Source organism: Rathayibacter sp. SD072 (assembly GCF_017355185.1).
Taxonomy (GTDB): domain Bacteria; phylum Actinomycetota; class Actinomycetes; order Actinomycetales; family Microbacteriaceae; genus Rathayibacter.
Map to the genome: position 1 here is coordinate 20,374 of NZ_JADILJ010000038.1, position 17,749 is coordinate 38,122.

Genomic DNA, 17,749 nt, shown 5'->3' on the forward strand with positions numbered 1-17,749 from the left:
CTCGACTGCTGAGCGATCGCTCAGTAGTGTTGCGGCAATGTTACCGGGAACATTCCGGAACGCAAGGACGAGTCCGACCGTCTCGGCGGGGCGGGAGCAGCCGCTCCCTCCGCACCGGGACGGGACGGCGAGGGGGGACGAGGATGTCCGCAGGAGCAGCGACCGCTGTGCGGGAGGGGCCGGAGCAGGTCGCCGGGCAGGCGCACGGGCCGGGGCTGATCGGGGTGCTGCTGAACGACTTCGAGCCGTTCAGCACCGAGGTCCTGAAGGGTGTGGCGAGCGCTCTGCACGGCACCCGCTTCGACGTGCTCGCCGGCAGCGGGGCGAGCCATCGCGCGACGAGCGGATGGGAGCACCAGTCGCTGCAGCGGCTCACGGACGCCCGGGTCGAGGGTGCGATCCTCCTGACGCCGTCGTCCGTGATCACGTCCACGTGCCTGCCGCTCGTGGTCGTCGACCCGCTCACCGCGCAGACCGAGCTGCACTCGGTCGCCACCGACGACTTCGGCGGGGCGGTGCAGGCGACGGAGCACCTCATCGGGCTGGGCCACCGCAGGATCGGATTCATCGCCGGCCGTCCGGACCTCGAGTCCTCGCATCGGCGCGGGGCGGGCCACCGCCGGGCCCTCGCCGAGGCAGGGCTGACCTACGACCCGGGGCTGGTGCGGACCGGGTACTACGAGCACGACGCAGCCCTCGTCGCGGCCCACGAGCTGCTCCGCCTTCCCGAGCGGCCGACCGCCGTGTTCGCGGCGAACGACGCCTCGGCGATCGCCGTCGTCGAGGCCGCCCGGTCGCTCGGCATCGCCGTGCCGGAGCAGCTGTCCGTCGTCGGGTACGACGACATCCCCGACGCCTCGCGGCTGACGCCCGCGCTCACCACCGTGAGGCAGCCTCTGCACCGGGTGGGCCGGGCCGCCGCCCGAGCGCTGATGGCTCTGATCGACGGCGGTGCCGTGCAGGAGCGGCACGTGCACCTGCGCACCAAGCTCGTGCTCCGGGGGTCGACGGCCCCTGCATGACCGGTCCTCCTACCCCGCTCGCAGGACGCGCGCCTACGCTCGGCGGCATGAGCACGCAGCGCACGCCGGTGAAGGTCGCAGTCACGGGAGCGGGGGGCGCCATCGGCTACGCCCTGCTGTTCCGCATCGCCTCGGGTCAGCTCCTCGGGCCGGACGTGCCCGTGCGGCTGAGCCTGCTCGAGATCCCGGCCGGGCTCCGGGCCGCGGCCGGCACCGCCCTCGAGCTGCAGGACGGAGCGTTCGGGCTCCTGCACGGCGTCGAGGTGACCGACGATCCCCGCGCGGCCTTCGACGGCGCGAACGTCGCACTCCTGGTCGGCGCCCGGCCCCGCTCGGCGGGGATGGAGCGCGCCGACCTGCTCGCCGCGAACGCCGGCATCTTCGGGCCGCAGGGCGCCGCGCTGAACGCGCACGCCGCGGACGACGTCCGCGTGCTGGTCGTCGGGAACCCGGCGAACACGAACGCCTGGATCGCCCGCGCGAGCGCGCCGGACATCCCACGCGGTCGCTTCACCGCGATGACGCGGCTCGACCACAACCGCGCCGTCGCGCAGCTGGCCGCGAAGCTGGACGCCCCGGTCGGCTCGATCGCGGGAGTCGCGATCTGGGGCAACCACTCCGCCTCCCAGTACCCGGACGCGACGCACGCGAGCGTCGACGGACGGCCCGTGACCGAGCTGGTCGACGCCGCGTGGCTGCACGACGAGTTCGAGCCGCGCGTCGCGAAGCGCGGGGCCGAGATCATCGAGGTGCGCGGAGCGTCGTCGGCCGCCTCGGCCGCGTCCGCCGCGATCGACCACGTGCACGACTGGGTGACGGGCACCGAGTGGACCTCGGCGGCCGTCGAGTCGGACGGCTCCTACGGGGTGGAGGAGGGGCTGATCTCGTCGTTCCCGGTGCGCTCGGTGGACGGCGAGTGGCGGATCGTCGAGGGGCTCGAGATCGACGAGTACTCGCGGCGCAAGATCGACGAGTCGGTGCTCGAGCTGCGGGCCGAGCGCGACGCGGCACTGGCGTACCTGCAGCGCTGAGCCCGCGGCTCGGCCGCCTCTGGTCCCGGCGTCAGTGGCGCGGAGCCTTCTAGGGGCGCGGGAGGCTGCCGTCGGCGCGGGCCGCCTCGTACCAGGCGTGCGCCTCCTCCTGCCGGGTCTGCTCGGCGCCGGTCGCGATGGCCGCGCGCAGGTGCTCGGGGCCGTAGCCGAAGGACGCGACGAGGTCGCCGGCGTGCGGACGGAGCCGGGCGAGCAGGCGGTCCATGTACGACGTCACGGCGACCGCGCGCTGCGACGAGAGCCGCCCGTGCAGCAGGTACCAGTCGAGGTGCTTCTCGACGAGGCCGAGGCCGAAGAGGTCGCGGAGCCAGGTGAGGACCGTGCGGGTCCCCTCGTCCTCGATGCCGGCGAGCGCCTCGGTGAACGCCTCCCACTGCAGCAGCTCGGCGTGCGCGCGGGCCGCCTCGATCAGCTGGTCCTGGTGGGCGTTGAAGAGGCGCGCGGCCTCGTCGGCGGGGAGCTTGCGCGCCGCGCGAAGCCGTGAGGCGATGCCGGAGACCATGGTCTCGACGCGTCCGGTGAGCAGCTCGCGCTGGTCCTCGCGGAGCTGGCCGACGGAGCGGGCCGTGGATCCGCGGTCCGAGACGACCTGGGCGAGGCGGCGCAGACCGGAGTTGTCGACCGTCGCCCCCGCGACCTGGCCGACGGCGTAGCGCGCCAGCTCGGTGGGCTGGGCGTCCTTGAAGCGGCGCCCGACGTCGGTGAGCAGGCGCTTCGCGACGAGCTGGAGCAGGACCGTGTTGTCGCCCTCGAAGGTGACGTAGACGTCGAGGTCGGCGCGCAGCTGCGTGAGCCGGTTCTCGGCGAGGAAGCCCGCGCCTCCGCAGGCCTCGCGCGCCTCCTGCAGCGTGTCGAGGGCGTGCCAGGTGGAGAGCGCCTTCAGCCCGGCGGCGAGGGTCTCGAGGTCCTGGCGCGACTCGTCGGTGTCGTTCCTGCCCGAGAAGACGTCGTCGAACGCGCGCAGCAGCTTGTCGTGGGCGAAGCCGGCGGCGTACGTCGTCGCGAGGCGCGGGAGCAGACGGCGCTGGTGGCGCTGGTAGTCGAGGAGGACCTCCTCGCGGTCCCCTCCCCCGGTGAACTGCCGGCGCTGGTCGCCGTACGTCACGGCGATCGCGAGGGCGATGCGGGACGCGGCGACCGCTGCTCCGTCGAGCGAGACGCGGCCCTGCACCAGGGTGCCGAGCATGGTGAAGAAGCGGCGGCCCGGGCTCGCGATGGGCGAGGAGTAGGTGCCGTCCGCCGCGACGGAGCCGTAGCGGTTCAGCAGGTTCTCGCGCGGCACTCGGACGTGGTCGAAGTGCAGGCGGCCGTTGTCGATGCCGTTCAAGCCGCCCTTGAGGCCGTCGTCCTCGCCGCCGATGCCCGGGAGGAACGCGCCGGACTCGTCGCGCAGCGGCACGAAGAACGCGTGCACGCCGTGGCCGACGCCCCGGGTCACCAGCTGGGCGAACACGACGGCGGCGCGGCCGTCGATCGCGGCGTTGCCGAGGTAGTCCTTCCACGCGGCGCGGAACGGGGTGTTCAGGACGAAGTCGCCCGTCTCCTCGTCGAACGTGGCGGACGTGGCGATGGACGCGACGTCGGAGCCGTGACCGGTCTCGGTCATCGCGAACGCGCCGGGGATGCGGAGGTCCATGATGCCGGGCAGCCACTTCTCGTGGTGCTCGCGGGTCCCCAGGTGCAGGACCGCGGCGCCGAAGAGGCCCCACTGCACGCCCGACTTGATCTGCAGCGACGGGTCGGCGGTGACCAGCTCCTCGAAGCCGGCGATGTTGCCGCCGTGGTCGGCGCCTCCGCCGAGGTCGGCCGGGAACGCGCGCAGCACGCCCTTCTCGGCGGCGAGGATCCGCATCTGCCGCGTGACGCGTGCACGGTGCTCGGCCAGGGGGAGGCCGCTCTCGCCGTGCAGCTCCGGACGGGCGGTCAGCGCGCGCGAGGCGAGGCGCTGCTCCTTCCAGGCGCCCAGGAGCAGCTCGCCGAGGACCTCGACGTCGACCGACGGTGCGCCGTCCTCGTCGAGGCGGGCGTCGACCTCGGTGCCGAGCGCGTCGACGGGCGGAGTGGGGGCGATGGCGCCGGAGCGGGAGCGGCGCTTGCGGGAGGAGCCGGTGGCCGCCTTCTCGGCGGCGTCCGCGGCGGAACGGGGGCGGGGAGCAGTGGTGACCATGAGTGGAGGATCCCTTCGACCGACGGCGGTGACTGCACGCTAGGTCGCGGTCGCGGAACGCGGAAAAGTTCCGTCGCGGGCCGACAAAGGCGGCCGGGCGGATGCGGCGGGGCGTTGTCGGATCGGGCCAGGCGGGCGTGGGCGAGCCGGGACGGCGTGGCTAGGCTCGCGGTATGAGCGAGCCGCCGCTGCCTCCGCCCCCGCCGCCCCGCCGGGAGCCGGTGCAGCCGGAGTGGGCGTCTCCCGGTGCGACGCCGTCGGGCCTCTCGACGCCGTCGGCCCCCGGGCGGATGCCGTCGGGGCCGGGCACTCCGTGGACCGCGGCGCGCCTGCGCCGCCCGGTGCGGGTCTGGGACCTGGTGCTGACGATCGTGCTGCTGGCGGGCGAGTTCCTGCTGACGGCGCTGCTGTCGTACTTCGGGCTGTTCCTCGCGATGGCGAGCGACGCCTGCATGGGCGGCAACGACTGCGACTCCGGACTCATCGGCGGCGGAGTGCTCGTGGCCGCGGGCGGGGTCTGGATCGGGATGCTCGTGGCGCTGGTGGTGTCGATCGTGCTGCTGGTGCTGCGGCGGATCGCCTTCTGGGTGCCGATCGCCGGCACGGTGCTGTCGTTCGCCGCCACGATCATCGGCTCATGGATTGCGATGGCCGGGACGGGGACGTGAGCGGAGCGCCGGCACCGCAGCGGCGCCCGGTGCGCGTGTGGGACCTCGTCCTCACGGTCGTGCTGCTCCTGGCCGAGGTCTGCGCGACGCTGCTGCTGACCTACGTGGGCCTCTTCTCGAGCATGGCGAGCGACGGCTGCCTCGGCCGCGACGACTGCGACTTCACCCTGCTGAACTGGGGGGTCCTCATCGCGGCGGGCGGGGTCTGGATCGGGATGCTCGCCGCGCTCGTCGTGTCGATCGTGCTGCTGGTGCGGCGGCGGATCGCCTTCTGGGTGCCGATCGCCGGCACGGGGCTGTCGTTCGCCGCGACGGCGATCGGCATCTGGATGGTGACGGTCAGCACGGACTGATCGGCGCTCAGTAGCTGTCCCAGCCGGGCTCCCAGTCGGGCTCCTCCGGCGGCACCCAGTCGTCCTCGGGCGCGGCGGAGGAGACGGGCGGACCGGCGGTGCGCTCGGCCGAGCCGCCGCCGAACGCCGGGCGGGCGCCCTTCGCCGCGGCGCCACCGGAACGGGCGGCACCGGAGCGGGCCGGACGCCGGGGCGCCGGCTCCTCCTGGTTCGCATCGGGCTCGGCGATCTCGGGCGTCTCGCCCGCGACGACGGCGAGCACCGCGGCTCCGTAGGTCACGAGCTTCTTCTGGCCGACACCGCCGATGATGCTGAGCGCGTCGATCGTGGCGGGCTCGGCGGTGGCGATCTCGCGCAGGGTCGCGTCGTTGAAGACGATGTAGGCGGGGACCGACTGCGCCCGCGCCTGCGCGGCGCGCCACTCGCGGAGCCGCTCGAACAGCGGCTGCGCCTCGGTCGGCAGATCGGACACGGTCGAGCGACCGGAGCGCGACGAGCCGCTCGAGCGGGCGGGCTTCTCGGGCTCCTGCCGCAGCTCGACCTTGCGCTCGCCGCCGAGGACCGACCCGGACGCCGGGGTGATCACGAGCGTGCCGAAGCCGTCGTCGTTGACCCCGAGCAGCCCCTGCGCGAGCAGCTGGCGCGCGACTCCGCGCCACTGGGTGTCGCTCAGGTCGGCGCCGATGCCCCAGGTGGAGAGCGCGTCGTGGCCGTGCTGGGTGGTGCGCGGGGTGGTCTTGCCGCGGAGGATGTCGATGACGTGCCCGGCGCCGAACTGCTGGTTGCGCTCGCGCTTGAGCCGCACGACGGTCGAGAGGAACTTCTGCGCGGCGACCGTGCCGTCCCACGAGGCGGGCGGCTCGAGGCAGGTGTCGCAGTTGCCGCAGGCGGTGCTCTCCTGGCCGAAGTAGGCGAGCAGGTTCACGCGGCGGCACTGCACGGTCTCGGAGAGCGCCAGCATCGCATCGAGGTGCGCGGACATCCGGCGGCGGTGGGCCAGGTCGCCCGGCGACTCGTCGATCATGCGGCGCTGCTGCACGACGTCCTGCAGGCCGTAGGCGAGCCAGGCGGTGGACGGCAGGCCGTCGCGACCGGCGCGGCCCGTCTCCTGGTAGTAGCCCTCGACCGACTTGGGCAGGTCGATGTGCGCCACGAAGCGGACGTCGGGCTTGTCGATGCCCATGCCGAACGCGATGGTGGCGCAGACGATCACGCCCTCCTCGCGGAGGAAGCGCGACTGCGCGGCGGCGCGGACGCGGGCGTCGAGGCCCGCGTGGTACGCCACCGCGTCGAAGCCGGCGCCGCGCAGCGCCTCGGCCGTCGCCTCGACGCTCTTGCGCGAGAGGGCGTAGACGATGCCCGCGTCGTCGGCGTGCTCGCGGCGCAGGAAGTCGATCAGCTGCTTGCGCGGCTCGACCTTGTTGACGATGCGGTACTGGATGTTGGGACGGTCGAAGCTCGAGACGAAGTGCCGGGCCTCGCCCATGTGCAGGCGGGTGGTGATCTCGCGGTGCGTCGCCTCGGTCGCCGTGGCGGTGAGCGCGATGCGCGGCACGTCGGGCCAGCGCTCGGCCAGCTCGCCGAGGGCGAGGTAGTCGGGGCGGAAGTCGTGTCCCCACTGGCTCACGCAGTGGGCCTCGTCGATCGCGAAGAGGGCGATGCGGCCGCGGGCGAGGAACTGCTTCATCCCCTCGTTGCCGAGCCGCTCGGGCGCGACGTAGAGCAGGTCGAGCTCGCCGTCGAGGTAGGCGCGCTCGACCCTGGCGCGCTCGCCCGAGTCCTGGGTGGAGTTGAGGAACTCGGCGCGGACGCCGTTGGCGCGCAGGGCGTCGACCTGGTCCTGCATGAGGGCGATGAGCGGCGAGACGACCACTCCGGTGCCCTCGCGGACGATCGAGGGGATCTGGTAGCAGAGCGACTTGCCGCCGCCGGTGGGCATCAGGACGACCGCGTCGCCGCCCTCGATGACCTGCTCGACGATCTGCTCCTGCTCGCCGCGGAAGGAGGAGTAGCCGAAGACGCGCTCGAGGATCTCCTGCGCGGGCGTCTGAGTACCGGGCTGCTCGGCGAGCGGGAGGGCGGTCGCGGTGGGCTCTGTCACCCGGGGAACTCTACCCGCCGCCTCCGACTCCGCTCCGGGCGACGGGGACCGCTGGGGACGGCGCCGGAGCGCCTCCGGTTGGGGAGGAGAGGTCAGAGCGCGGTGATCGTCTTCGTGTCGCCGTCCCAGAAGCGCACGCTCGAGAGGCCCACGGGGAACGGCTCGCCCAGCAGGGGCACGGCCGCGCCCAGCTGCTCGGCGCGCAGGCGGCGCGAGACGCTCACGTGCGGGGTCCACGCCTCCGGGAGCGACGTGAGCACGCCGCCCGGGACCGCCGCGACGGTGGCGCGGTGCAGGGCGTCGAGCGCGGGTGAGCGGACGGCGCCCCAGGCGAGCACGAAGCGGCCGGAGTGGGGGAAGAGGAGGACGGCGCCGAGGTCGACGCTCGCGGGGAGCGGGCCGAGGGCCCCGGGCTCCGGGCACTCGAGCTCGGGGCCGGCGACGAGGGTGATGTGCGGGCGGTTGCTCTCGGAGCGGTGCAGGGCGAGGCTCGGCAGCCCGGCGCTCTCGAGCGCCTCCCACTGGCTCCGGATGCGGGCCTCGGACTCCGGGTCGAGGAGGAGTTCGACGCTGCGCACGCGTCCTATCCTGCCGCGGAGGGCGGCGCCCGGCGCGGGCTCGCCGTTCCGCAGAAGTTGCGGTAACGGCGCGCGCTCACCGCAACTTGTGGAGGATCGGCGGGCCCGAGGACGGGCGACGACGTCGAGTACGCAGAGGTTGTCGTACTCGAGCGCGAGTACGACGACTTTCGAGGAGTGGGGGGCGGGCGGGGCCTCAGCCGATCGTCACGAGGGTGGCGAAGAGCTCGGGGGCGCGGCGGTCGACGAGGCGCCCGCCGAGGCGGATCCCGAGCACCGCGAACAGCCCGCCGAGCACGAGCGCGAGGACCAGCGACACCGTTCCGAGGACCGGGTCGCCGCCGACCAGGGAGATCGCGCCGACGACGATCGACGGGAGCGACAGCAGCGCGGTGGCGCCCATGCTGCCGAGCATCACGACGCTCGAGATCATGCCGGAACCCGGCGGCGTCTTCAGCGGGCTGTCACCGGGCGCCGGCACCGGGTAGACGACGAGCGCCGACGCGATGCTCGACACTCCGAAGCCGCTGAGGACCAGGGCGAGCGAGATGCCCAGGATCGCGGGGATCGCCTCGGGCCGCCCGGCGTAGAGGCAGGTGCCCACCGCGACGATCACGACGGCCGGGACGCCGACGATCGCGGCGGCGATGACGCGGCCGGCGCGGTCGGCCGCCCCCGTCACTCCGGAGCTGACGTGCGCGGCCCACGCGGTGCCGTCGTACGAGACGTCGGCGCAGAGCGTCACGCCGAAGATCAGCGCGATGAAGACGGCCGAGAAGGTGGCGAACGAGCTCCCGCCGCCGCCGAGGGTGCCGTAGAAGAGCGTGAGGACGACGACCGCCGGGATCACGAGCAGGCCGCGGCTGTAGCGCGGGTCGCGCCACCAGTAGCCGAGGGCCCGCGCGGCGATCGCCCCGGTGGGGGTGCCGGGGAACCGGCCGAAGAGGCCGATGCCGGCGGATCCGGAGGCGGTGCCGGACGCTGACGCGGCGGGCTCGCGCAGGGCGCGGCGCAGCGCGAGCGACCAGCCCCACACGAGCACGGCGAGCGTCCCCACTCCGATCGCGGAGCGCGCGAGCGCGGCGAGCCACTCCCCCGCCACGATCGACCCGGGCACCGCCCAGATCGCTCCGAGCGGCGACCAGCCGAGGGCCGTGGCGACGACGGGGAGGACGTCGACTCCCTCTTGAAGCACGCCCATCACTCCGATGAGCAACGGCCCGAGCAGGATCATCACGACGAGGACCACGCCGCCGATCACCTCGCGGTAGCGGCGGCTCGAGCCCAGCCCGGTGGTCAGCGCGCCGATCAGGCGGGAGGCGACGACGCAGGTCGCGACGCCGATCACGGCGCAGACGAGCGCGGGGACGACGCCGATCGGCTGCCTCCACCAGGCGGCGGCGGTCGCGAGGGCGGCGAGGGAGGTGACGATGCCGGGGATGCCCGCGATGCCGGCGGCGGCGAGGCCCAGCATCAGGGTCCTCAGGGGGATCGGGAAGGTGGCGAGCGTCGAGAGGTCGAGGCTCTGATCCGAGCCCGACACGAAGATCGGGCCGAGTACCCAGCCCAGCAGCAGGGCGGAGCCGCCGAGCACGATCACGACGTTCACGAGCGCGGGATCGGTGCCGCCGAGCGCGACGAGGCCGACGACGACGAGGCCCAGGACGAAGACCGCGTACAGGCCCCCGAAGATCACCCCGATCAGCTGCCACACGTTGCGCGTGAGCGTGTTGCGCAGCAGCAGCAGGCGCAGCCTCAGGAGATGCGCAACCATGCCGGGCCCTCCTGGTGGGTGCGTCCGCCGACGAGCTCGACGAAGCGCTCCTCGAGGCTGGACCCCGCCCGCACCTCGGCGAGCGTGCCGGCGGCGAGGACGCGGCCGTCGGCGATGACGGCGACGCGGTCGCACATCCGCTCGACCAGGTCCATGGAGTGGCTCGAGACGATCACGGTGCCGCCGGAGGCGACGAAGCCGGTCAGGATGTCGCGGATGTTGGCCGCGGAGACGGGGTCGACCGACTCGAACGGCTCGTCGAGCACGAGGAGCCGCGGGGCGCGCACGAGGGCGCAGGCGAGCGCGATCTTCTTGGTCATGCCCGCGGAGTAGTCGACGACGAGGGTGCGGTCGGCCGGATCGAGTCCGAGCAGCGCCAGCAGGTCGTCGGCGCGCTCGAGGACGGTGGGCCGGTCGATGCCGCAGAGCAGGCCGTAGTAGGTGATGAGCTGGAGTCCGGTGAGCCGGTCGAACAGCTTGACGCCGTCGGCGAGGACGCCGATCAGGCGCTTGGCCTCGAGCGTCCGCTGCCAGACGTCGACCTCGTGGATCGTGACGACGCCCTCGTCGGGGCGGAGCAGGGCGGTGGCCATCGAGAGCGTCGTGGTCTTGCCCGCTCCGTTCGGGCCGACCAGGCCGAAGAACGAGCCGGCGGGGACGTCGAGGTCGATGCCCTTGACCGCCTCCTTGTCGCCGAAGCGCTTGCGCAGACCGCGGATCCGCAGCGCGATCTCGCCGGAGCGGCCCGCCGCGTCCGGGGCGGCCCAGGCCGGAGCTGCGTGCTCGGTAGCGTCGTCGGGGGCGCTGGTGCGCGCCGTTCCGTTCGTGCCGTCCATGGGAGTCCCTTCGGTGCATGACCGCGGGCCGCGGTGGGCGGCCGCTCCTCCCACGGTAACCAGGCCTCGTGGCACGGGCATCCGCCTCGGGAGGGATCCGCGCCGCCTACGCTGACTCCATGCCCACGCTCCTCCTCGTCCGGCACGGGCGCACGACCGCGAACACCGCCGGGATCCTGGCCGGCCGCACCGCCGGGGTCCGGCTCGACGACGTGGGGCGCGCGCAGGCCGCTCGCACGGCGGAGCGCCTGGCGGCGGTGCCGCTGGCCGCCCTCGTGACGAGCCCGCTCGAGCGCTGCCGGCAGACGTCGCGAGCGATCCTCGACCGGCAGGGGACGCCTCCCGAAGCCGTCGTCGAGAAGGGGATCACCGAGGCCGACTACGGGCAGTGGTCGGGCCGGCACCTGCGCGATCTGGCGAAGGAGCCGCTGTGGGCGACGGTGCAGAACCAGCCGTCGGCGGTGGTGTTCCCCGGCGGCGAGGGGCTCGCGGCGATGCAGGCCCGCGCCGTCGCGGCGATCCGGAGGCACGACGCGGCCGTCGCCGAGCAGCACGGCCCGGCCGCGGTGTGGGCCGCCGTCAGCCACGGCGACACGATCAAGGCGATCCTCGCCGATGCGCTCGGGATGCACCTCGACCTGTTCCAGCGGCTGTCGGTCGGACCGGCGTCGGTGTCGATCATCCGCTACGGCGCGGGACGGCCCGAGGTCGTCGCCACGAACACCGAGGCGGGGGACCTGGGCTGGCTGCGCGCGGCCCCGGCGCCCGCGGCCGAGGCCGCTGTCGGCGGCGGAGCCGGTCACGAGTAGGTCCACGCGAGGAGCCACCCTCCGGGACGCGGCTCGTACACTGGAGTCATGCCCATCGTCCACGCGTTCGACTGGCCCGACCGCGTCGTGGTCGGCACCGTCGGCTCGCCCGGCGCCCGCTCCTTCTACCTGCAGGCCCGCACGGGTCCCCGCGTCGTCAGCGTCGGACTCGAGAAGCAGCAGTCGGCCCTGCTCGCCGAGAAGATCGACGAGATCCTCGATCAGCTGATGACCGCGGAGGGCAACCCCGCGAGCGTCCCCTCCGGCACTCCCGCGGAGCTCGTCGACAACGAGCCGCTCGACCAGCCGGTCGAGCCCGAGTTCCGCGTCGGCGGTCTCAGCCTCGGCTGGGATCCGACGACCGCCCAGATCGTGATCGAGGCGTACCCGCTGACCGAGGCCGAGGAGTCGGCCGAGGACGCGGAGCCCGAGGAGATGGTCGTGCTGCGGATCCCCGTCGGCACCGCCCGCGCGTTCGCCAAGCGCACCCTCGAGGTGGTGGGTGCGGGGCGTCCGCTGTGCCCGCGCTGCGGAGATCCGATGGACCCCGACGGGCACGACTGCCCGCTGGCATGAGCGAGGACGCGGAGCCGAGCGGCGAGGAGCTCACGACCGGCGCGCTCGAGCTCACCGGCCGGATCACCACCGCCTCCAACGCCACGTTCCTCGCGCGGATCGGCGACACCTCCGTCGTCTACAAGCCGGTGTCCGGCGAGAAGCCGCTCTGGGACTTCCCCGACGGCGATCTCGCGGGGCGCGAGGCGGCCGCGTACCTCGCGTCCGAGGCCCTGGGCTGGAACGTGGTGCCGCGGACATGGCTCCGCGACGGGCCGCTGGGCCCCGGCATGGTGCAGCTCTGGCAGGACATCGACCCCGAGCAGGACGCGGTGGACCTCGTGCCGTCGGCGGAGGTCGCCGAGGGCTGGCGGCACGTGCTCGACGGCAGCGACGAGGAGGACCGCGACGTCTCGCTCGTGCACGAGGACTCGGCGGCGCTGCGGCGGATGGCGGTCTTCGACGTGGTCGTCAACAACGCCGACCGCAAGGGCGGGCACGTGCTCGCGATGCCGGACGGGCACCGCTACGGCGTCGACCACGGGCTGACGTTCCACGTCGAGCACAAGCTGCGGACGGTGCTCTGGGGCTGGATCGGCGAGCCGCTGACGGCCGACGAGCTCGACGCGCTCGGACGCCTCCGGAGCGCGATCGACGGGCCGCTCGGCGCGGCGCTGTCGGAGCTGCTGCTGGACGAGGAGATCGAGGTGCTGGGGCGCCGCTGCGTCCGGCTGCGCTCCTCCGGCCGGTTCCCGGCGCCGCGGGGCGGCATGCCCGCGGTCCCGTGGCCGCTGTTCTGACGCGGACGGCGACGCCGGCCTAGAAGGCCCAGCCGCGGCCGAACATCTCGTCACCCGTGGGACGCCCGCCGTCGGAGCGGTCGCGCGAGCCGAGGTACGAGCTCACGACCGCCGCGCCCAGGTCGTCGGCCTCGGGGTTCACGACCGTGCCGCCGGCCCGCCGGGCCAGGGAGTCGAGGAACCGGGCGAGCCCCGGGTCCTCGCCCAGGCGGAAGAACGTGGTGTGCGCGCCGAGCCGCACGGAGGCGTCGAGCTCGCGCACCGAGACGGCGATCGTGACCGGGTCGGGCGGGTAGTCGAAGAAGACGTCGCCGGCGGGCTCGAGGTGCGCGGTCGGCTCGCCGTCGGTGACGATCAGCAGCACGGGCTGAGCGCCCGGATGCTTGCGGAAGTGCCGGTTGGCCAGCAGCAGGGCGTGGTGCAGGTTCGTGCCCTTGTCCCACTCGGCGTCGAGGCCGACGAGCTGCTCGATGCCCATCACCTCGGCCTGGCGGCCGAAGGCGATCAGCTGCAGCTCGTCGCCGCGGAACCGGCTCGTGATGAGCGTGTGCAGGGCGAGGGCGGTGCGCTTCATCGGCACCCAGCGGCCGTCCATCGCCATCGAGAAGGAGGTGTCGACGAGCAGGGCGACGCAGGCCTGCGTGCGCGCCTCCGTCTCCTGCACCTCCACGTCGCCGATCTCGATGCGCACGCCCGACGCGGTGGAGCGGCCCTCGCCGGCCGTGCGGGTGAGCGCATTGGTGATCGTGCGCGGCAGGTCCCACGCCTCGGTGTCGCCGAACTCCCATGCGCGAGTGGCGCCGGAGCGCTCGCCCGCGGCCCCCGCCCGCCGCACGTCGCGCGCGCCCTGACGACCCGACATCGTCTCGGCGATGTCGCGCAGGAGGGACTTGCCGAGCTGGCGCATCGCCTTCGGGCTGAGGGCGAGCGAGCCGTCGGAGCCGCGGCGCAGGGTGCCGGAGTCGCGCAGCGCACGCTCGAGCTGCTTCAGCGTCTGCGCGTCGACCGCCGCGTCGTCGCCGATCCGCTTCGCGAGCAGATCGAGGTCGAGGTCGTCGAGCTGCGAGCCGTTCTGCGACTGCGCGAGCTGGTCGGCGAGCGCATCGAGGTCGGCGAGCTCCTGGAACACGCCGGTGCCGTCGCCGAGGCCGAGCCCCTGCTCGCCGTCCATCCGCTCGGAGCCGCCCCAGTCCTCGCCGGGGCGCAGGCCCCGCAGGGTCTCGTCGAGCTTCCCGAGCGACTGCATCAGCTCGGGGGTGCCGAAGGCCTGCTGCGCGAGGGCGTCGAGCTCGTCGCGCTGCTCCTGGGTCATCGAGTTGCGCATCCGCTGCGCCGCGGCCGCCCGGGCGGCTAGGGCGTCGATCAGCTCGTCCACGGTCTCGGGGTTCTCGGGGAAGTACTCGCCGTGCTGCGCCAGGAACGCGTCGAACTGCTCCGGGGTGTCCTCGCCGCGGGCGTGCGACTCGAGCAGGTCGTTGAGGTCGCGGAGCATGGCGTCGATCGCGGCGCGGTCCTCGTCGCTCGCGTTCTCGAGGGCCTGCTTCATGCCCGCGAAGCGCTGCTCGAGCATCTCGGCGCCGAGGAGCTGCTTGATCCGCTCGAAGTCGGCGCGCGCCTCGGGGCTCCGCCAGGAGTAGTCGGCGAGCTCGGACACGGCGGCCGCGGCCGACGGCGGCAGGCTGTCGAGCTGGATCTCGGCGAGCGCGCGGTCGCCGTCGTCCATCTGCGTGTCACGGGCCAGCTGCTTGCGCTCGGCGAGGACCGCCCGGTCGAGCAGTTCGCGGACCTCGCGGAGCGTGCCGTCGAGGTTGTGCTTCTGCGCGAGGTCGCGGCGGCGCTCGGCCACGCGGCGACCGAGATCGTCGAGGCCGAAGGCGTCACGGCCGCCGCGGCGGAGGAACTCGCGCAGGGCCCGCTCGGGCGAGGTGCCGGCCATCACGTCCTGGCCGATCGCCTCGAGGGCCTCGGCGAGGTCGACGGGCGGAGCGAGCGGGTCCGGGCCGCCCCGGTACTCGGAGTAGCGCGCGTCGCGGTGCAGGCGGCGGTTGGTCCGGCGCCCCGGCTCAGCCATACACGGCCTCGCCGCCGCCGGTCTCCTTGCTCAGCCGGCGCGAGAGGTAGAGGCCCTCGAGCGCGAGCTCGACGGCTCCGGCGCGCTGGCCCTCGTTCGTCGCGCCCAGGCGCTCGGCGAGGTCTTCGTAGACGGTCGCCTCGCCCAGGATCGGCAGCCCGGCGAGGAACTCGCGCGCGGTCACCTGCTCGCCGGTCGTGATCATGGCGCCGTCCTCGACAGCGGTGACGAGCGGGCCGAGGTCGATGCCGCGCAGGTGCGCGCGCACCGTCTCGGCGGTGGCCTGGCGCAGGAGGTGCTCGAGGATCTCCTCCTCGCGCCCCTCCTCCCCCGACTCGAACTCGATCTTGCCGCCGAGCACGTCGACCGCGGTCTCGAGGTCGATGGGGCGCGCGACGGCCTCGGCCTCGCCCCGGCGGGTGGCGCGGTGCAGCGCGGCCGCGGCGATGGTCTCGGCGCCGGCGATCGCGAAGCGGGCGCTCACTCCGCTGCGCTGGTCGACGGAGCTCGACTCGCGCAGGGCCCGGGTGAAGCGGGCGAGGATCTCGATGAGCGCGTCGGGCACGGTCGCGACGAGATCCGCCTCCTGACGGATCACGGCGATCTCGTCGACGAGCTCGGTGGGGTAGTGCGTGCGGATCTCGGCGCCGAAGCGGTCCTTCAGCGGCGTGATGATGCGGCCGCGGTTCGTGTAGTCCTCGGGGTTCGCGCTGGCGACGACGAGCACGTCGAGCGGCAGGCGGAGGACGTAGCCGCGGATCTGGATGTCGCGCTCCTCCATCACGTTGAGCATCGCGACCTGGATGCGCTCGGCGAGATCCGGCAGCTCGTTGATCGCGACGATGCCGCGGTGGCTGCGCGGGATGAGACCGAAGTGGATGGTCTCGGGATCGCCGAGGCTGCGCCCCTCGGCCACCTTCATGGGGTCCACGTCGCCGATGAGGTCGGCGACGCTGGTGTCGGGGGTGGCGAGCTTCTCGACGTAGCGCTCCTCGCGCGAGCGCCAGGAGACGGGCAGCTCGTCGCCGAGCTCCTCGGCGCGGCGGATGCTCACCGTGGTGATCGGCTCGTACGGGTGCTCGCCGAGCTCGGAGCCGGCGATGACCGGCGACCACTCGTCGAGGAGGCCGTTGAGGGTGCGCAGGAGCCGGGTCTTGCCCTGGCCGCGCTCGCCCAGCAGCACGATGTCGTGACCGGCGATCACCGCGCGCTCGACCTGCGGGATCACCGTGTCGGCGAATCCGTGCAGCCCGGGCCACGGGTCGCGGCCCTCGCGCAGGGCGTCGAGCAGGTTGTCGCGGATCTCGGTGCGGAGGCTCTTCTGCACGTGCCCGGAGGCGCGGAGCTGGCCGAGGGTCTGGATCGTCGGACGCATCACTCCGGCAACGCTACGCCCGGGTGCGGCCGCGTGGCGGAGGTCTGCGGAAGTCGGCAGGGAGCTCGCGGGGGACGCGCGTCCGGGGCGGTCGGCTCCTAGGCTCGGGGGCATGCGGACCCTCCCTGTGCGCCGGATCGAGCTGCACCGCGCCGCTCCCCCGCCCGCCGACTCGTGGCCGTTCACGATCCCCGCGGTGCAGCAGGTGCTCGACGACGGGCTCGACCTCGGCGCGATGACCGTCCTGGTGGGCGACAACGGCGCGGGCAAGTCGACGCTGGTCGAGGCGCTGGCGATCGCCTACGGGCTGAACGCCGAGGGCGGGACGATCAGCGCCCGGCACGCGACGCGGCCCTCGGAGTCGGTGCTCGGCGAGCACCTGCAGGTCGTGCGGTCCGGCGGCGCCTCGAAGAAGGGCTTCTTCCTCCGGGCCGAGACGATGCACGGGCTCTTCACCTACCTGGAGGACCTCGGCGGGGAGAGCGTCTCGTACCACGACCGCTCGCACGGCGAGTCGTTCCTGGACGTCGTGCTGACCCGCTCGCGGATCAGCGGCCTGTGGATCTTCGACGAGCCGGAGTCGGCCCTGTCGTTCTCGGGCTGCCTCGCGCTGCTCGGGCTCTTCCGCGACCTGCTCGCGAACGGGTCGCAGATCGTGCTCTCGACACATTCGCCGATCCTCGCGGCGGCCACCGGGGCCGACCTCTACGAGATCGGCGAGTGGGGGCTGCGGAGGTGCGACTACGACGACCTCGATCTCGTGCGCAACTGGCGGGCGTTCCTCGAGGCTCCGGGGCGGTACACGCGGTTCCTGGACTGAGGCTCCGGCGGGCGCGGCCCCATCAGGACGCTGCAGGCGCGGCCCGATCAGACGCTGCCGGTGAAGGCCGTGCGGCGGCCGACGAGCGTCAGGAGCAGCGCGGCGACTCCGAGGACCGCCATCAGGAGCGGGAGCACCGAGGCCTCGAAGGAGCCGAGCAGCACGGCGCCCACGATCCCCGCTGCGAAGATCGCGAGGTTGAAGGCGACCGGGAGGAACGCGTTCGCGACGTCGGAGTCGGCTCCGCCCGCCTTCGTGAGCGCCGCCTGCAGCTGGGCGGACGCGCCGCCGAAGCCGATGCCCCAGAGCACGGCGCCGGCGACGATCGCCGCGGCCGAGTCGCCGGCGAGCAGGAGGATCACGGCGGCGACGATGAAGACGGCGACGCTGCCGTGCAGCAGCGGGCGCGAGAAGCGGTCGATCAGCACCGCGGTGAGCGCGACTCCGACCACCGACGCGATGCCGTAGACGAGCAGGGTCACGTCGGCGCCGAGGCCCGATCCGGTTCCGCGGAGGTACGGAGCGATGTAGGTGTAGATCGTGTTGTGGGCGAGCATCCAGACGGCGATCACGGCGAGGACGATCGCGATGCCCGGCTTCGCGATCACCCGGGCGAGGGGCAGTCGCGAGGACGCCTCCTGACCCGGCGCATCGGGGACGACCAGCACGATCAGCACGAGGACGACGACGGCGAGCAGCGAGAGTCCGCCGAAGGACCAGCGCCAGTCGAGCACGGTGCCGAGCCACGCTCCCAGCGGAGTGCCCAGG

General features: G+C 73.6%; 16 protein-coding genes. 8 read left to right on the forward strand and 8 right to left on the reverse strand.

The features are described from left to right. Positions 1-143: 143 nt before the first annotated feature. A complete protein-coding gene (locus IOC53_RS14110) occupies positions 144-1,022 on the forward strand; it encodes a substrate-binding domain-containing protein (protein ID WP_207406644.1) in 879 nt (292 codons plus the stop codon). A 47-nt stretch (positions 1,023-1,069) separates the two neighbouring features. Next, a complete protein-coding gene (locus IOC53_RS14115) occupies positions 1,070-2,053 on the forward strand; it encodes a malate dehydrogenase (RefSeq protein ID WP_207406646.1) in 984 nt (327 codons plus the stop codon). 49 nt (positions 2,054-2,102) lie between these two features. Here the strand turns inward: IOC53_RS14115 and IOC53_RS14120 are convergent, their stop codons facing one another. Then, positions 2,103-4,241 (reverse strand): acyl-CoA dehydrogenase, encoded by a 2,139-nt coding sequence (locus IOC53_RS14120; RefSeq protein WP_207406648.1) that lies wholly within the window; start codon positions 4,239-4,241, stop codon positions 2,103-2,105. Between the two features lie 173 nt (positions 4,242-4,414). Here IOC53_RS14120 and IOC53_RS14125 point away from each other — a divergent pair, with 173 nt between their 5' ends. Both IOC53_RS14125 and IOC53_RS14130 read left to right on the forward strand, forming a co-directional pair. Next, positions 4,415-4,909 carry a DUF6264 family protein gene (locus tag IOC53_RS14125; RefSeq protein ID WP_207406649.1) on the forward strand — a complete coding sequence of 165 codons (495 nt, stop codon included), beginning with the start codon at positions 4,415-4,417 and terminating at the stop codon, positions 4,907-4,909. Beyond that, positions 4,906-5,262: a hypothetical protein gene (locus tag IOC53_RS14130; RefSeq protein ID WP_207406651.1), complete on the forward strand. Its 357-nt coding sequence runs from the start codon at positions 4,906-4,908 to the stop codon at positions 5,260-5,262. Before IOC53_RS14125 ends, IOC53_RS14130 begins: the two co-directional genes overlap by 4 nt. A 7-nt stretch (positions 5,263-5,269) precedes the next feature. Here the strand turns inward: IOC53_RS14130 and recQ are convergent, their stop codons facing one another. From recQ to IOC53_RS14150, 4 genes are all read right to left on the reverse strand, one after another. After that, a complete protein-coding gene (gene recQ, locus IOC53_RS14135) occupies positions 5,270-7,459 on the reverse strand; it encodes a DNA helicase RecQ (RefSeq protein WP_374070843.1) in 2,190 nt (729 codons plus the stop codon). After that, positions 7,456-7,941, reverse strand: coding sequence for a 2'-5' RNA ligase family protein (locus tag IOC53_RS14140; RefSeq protein WP_207406653.1), 486 nt, complete (start codon positions 7,939-7,941; stop codon positions 7,456-7,458). Before IOC53_RS14140 ends, recQ begins: the two co-directional genes overlap by 4 nt. A gap of 196 nt (positions 7,942-8,137) precedes the next feature. Then, the gene (locus IOC53_RS14145; RefSeq protein WP_207406654.1) at positions 8,138-9,715 is read right to left on the reverse strand and encodes a transporter; all 1,578 of its coding nucleotides are present in this window, start codon (positions 9,713-9,715) and stop codon (positions 8,138-8,140) included. Continuing rightward, entirely contained in the window at positions 9,697-10,551 is an 855-nt protein-coding gene (locus tag IOC53_RS14150) for an ABC transporter ATP-binding protein (protein WP_207406655.1), read from the reverse strand. The genes IOC53_RS14145 and IOC53_RS14150 overlap by 19 nt, the downstream gene beginning before the upstream one ends. A 119-nt stretch (positions 10,552-10,670) precedes the next feature. On the opposite strand from IOC53_RS14150, the gene IOC53_RS14155 reads away from it, so the two are divergent. Genes IOC53_RS14155 through IOC53_RS14165 form a run of 3 tightly spaced genes read left to right on the forward strand, consistent with a single transcriptional unit; the run spans position 10,671 to position 12,715 of the window. Further along, positions 10,671-11,360 carry an MSMEG_4193 family putative phosphomutase gene (locus tag IOC53_RS14155; RefSeq protein ID WP_207406656.1) on the forward strand — a complete coding sequence of 230 codons (690 nt, stop codon included), beginning with the start codon at positions 10,671-10,673 and terminating at the stop codon, positions 11,358-11,360. 48 nt (positions 11,361-11,408) lie between these two features. After that, positions 11,409-11,936, forward strand: coding sequence for a DUF3090 domain-containing protein (locus IOC53_RS14160; RefSeq protein ID WP_207406657.1), 528 nt, complete (start codon positions 11,409-11,411; stop codon positions 11,934-11,936). After that, positions 11,933-12,715 (forward strand): SCO1664 family protein, encoded by a 783-nt coding sequence (locus tag IOC53_RS14165; protein WP_207406658.1) that lies wholly within the window; start codon positions 11,933-11,935, stop codon positions 12,713-12,715. The genes IOC53_RS14160 and IOC53_RS14165 overlap by 4 nt, the downstream gene beginning before the upstream one ends. Before the next feature lie 19 nt (positions 12,716-12,734). Here the strand turns inward: IOC53_RS14165 and IOC53_RS14170 are convergent, their stop codons facing one another. Beyond that, entirely contained in the window at positions 12,735-14,786 is a 2,052-nt protein-coding gene (locus IOC53_RS14170) for a VWA domain-containing protein (protein WP_207406660.1), read from the reverse strand. Next, entirely contained in the window at positions 14,779-16,161 is a 1,383-nt protein-coding gene (locus tag IOC53_RS14175) for a magnesium chelatase (RefSeq protein ID WP_207406673.1), read from the reverse strand. Before IOC53_RS14175 ends, IOC53_RS14170 begins: the two co-directional genes overlap by 8 nt. A 112-nt stretch (positions 16,162-16,273) precedes the next feature. On the opposite strand from IOC53_RS14175, the gene IOC53_RS14180 reads away from it, so the two are divergent. Continuing rightward, positions 16,274-16,981 carry an ATP-binding cassette domain-containing protein gene (locus IOC53_RS14180; protein WP_207406662.1) on the forward strand — a complete coding sequence of 236 codons (708 nt, stop codon included), beginning with the start codon at positions 16,274-16,276 and terminating at the stop codon, positions 16,979-16,981. A gap of 47 nt (positions 16,982-17,028) precedes the next feature. Here IOC53_RS14180 and IOC53_RS14185 read toward each other — a convergent pair. Then, on the reverse strand, positions 17,029-17,749 hold a 721-nt coding region (locus tag IOC53_RS14185), incomplete at its 5' end, for an MFS transporter (protein WP_207406664.1).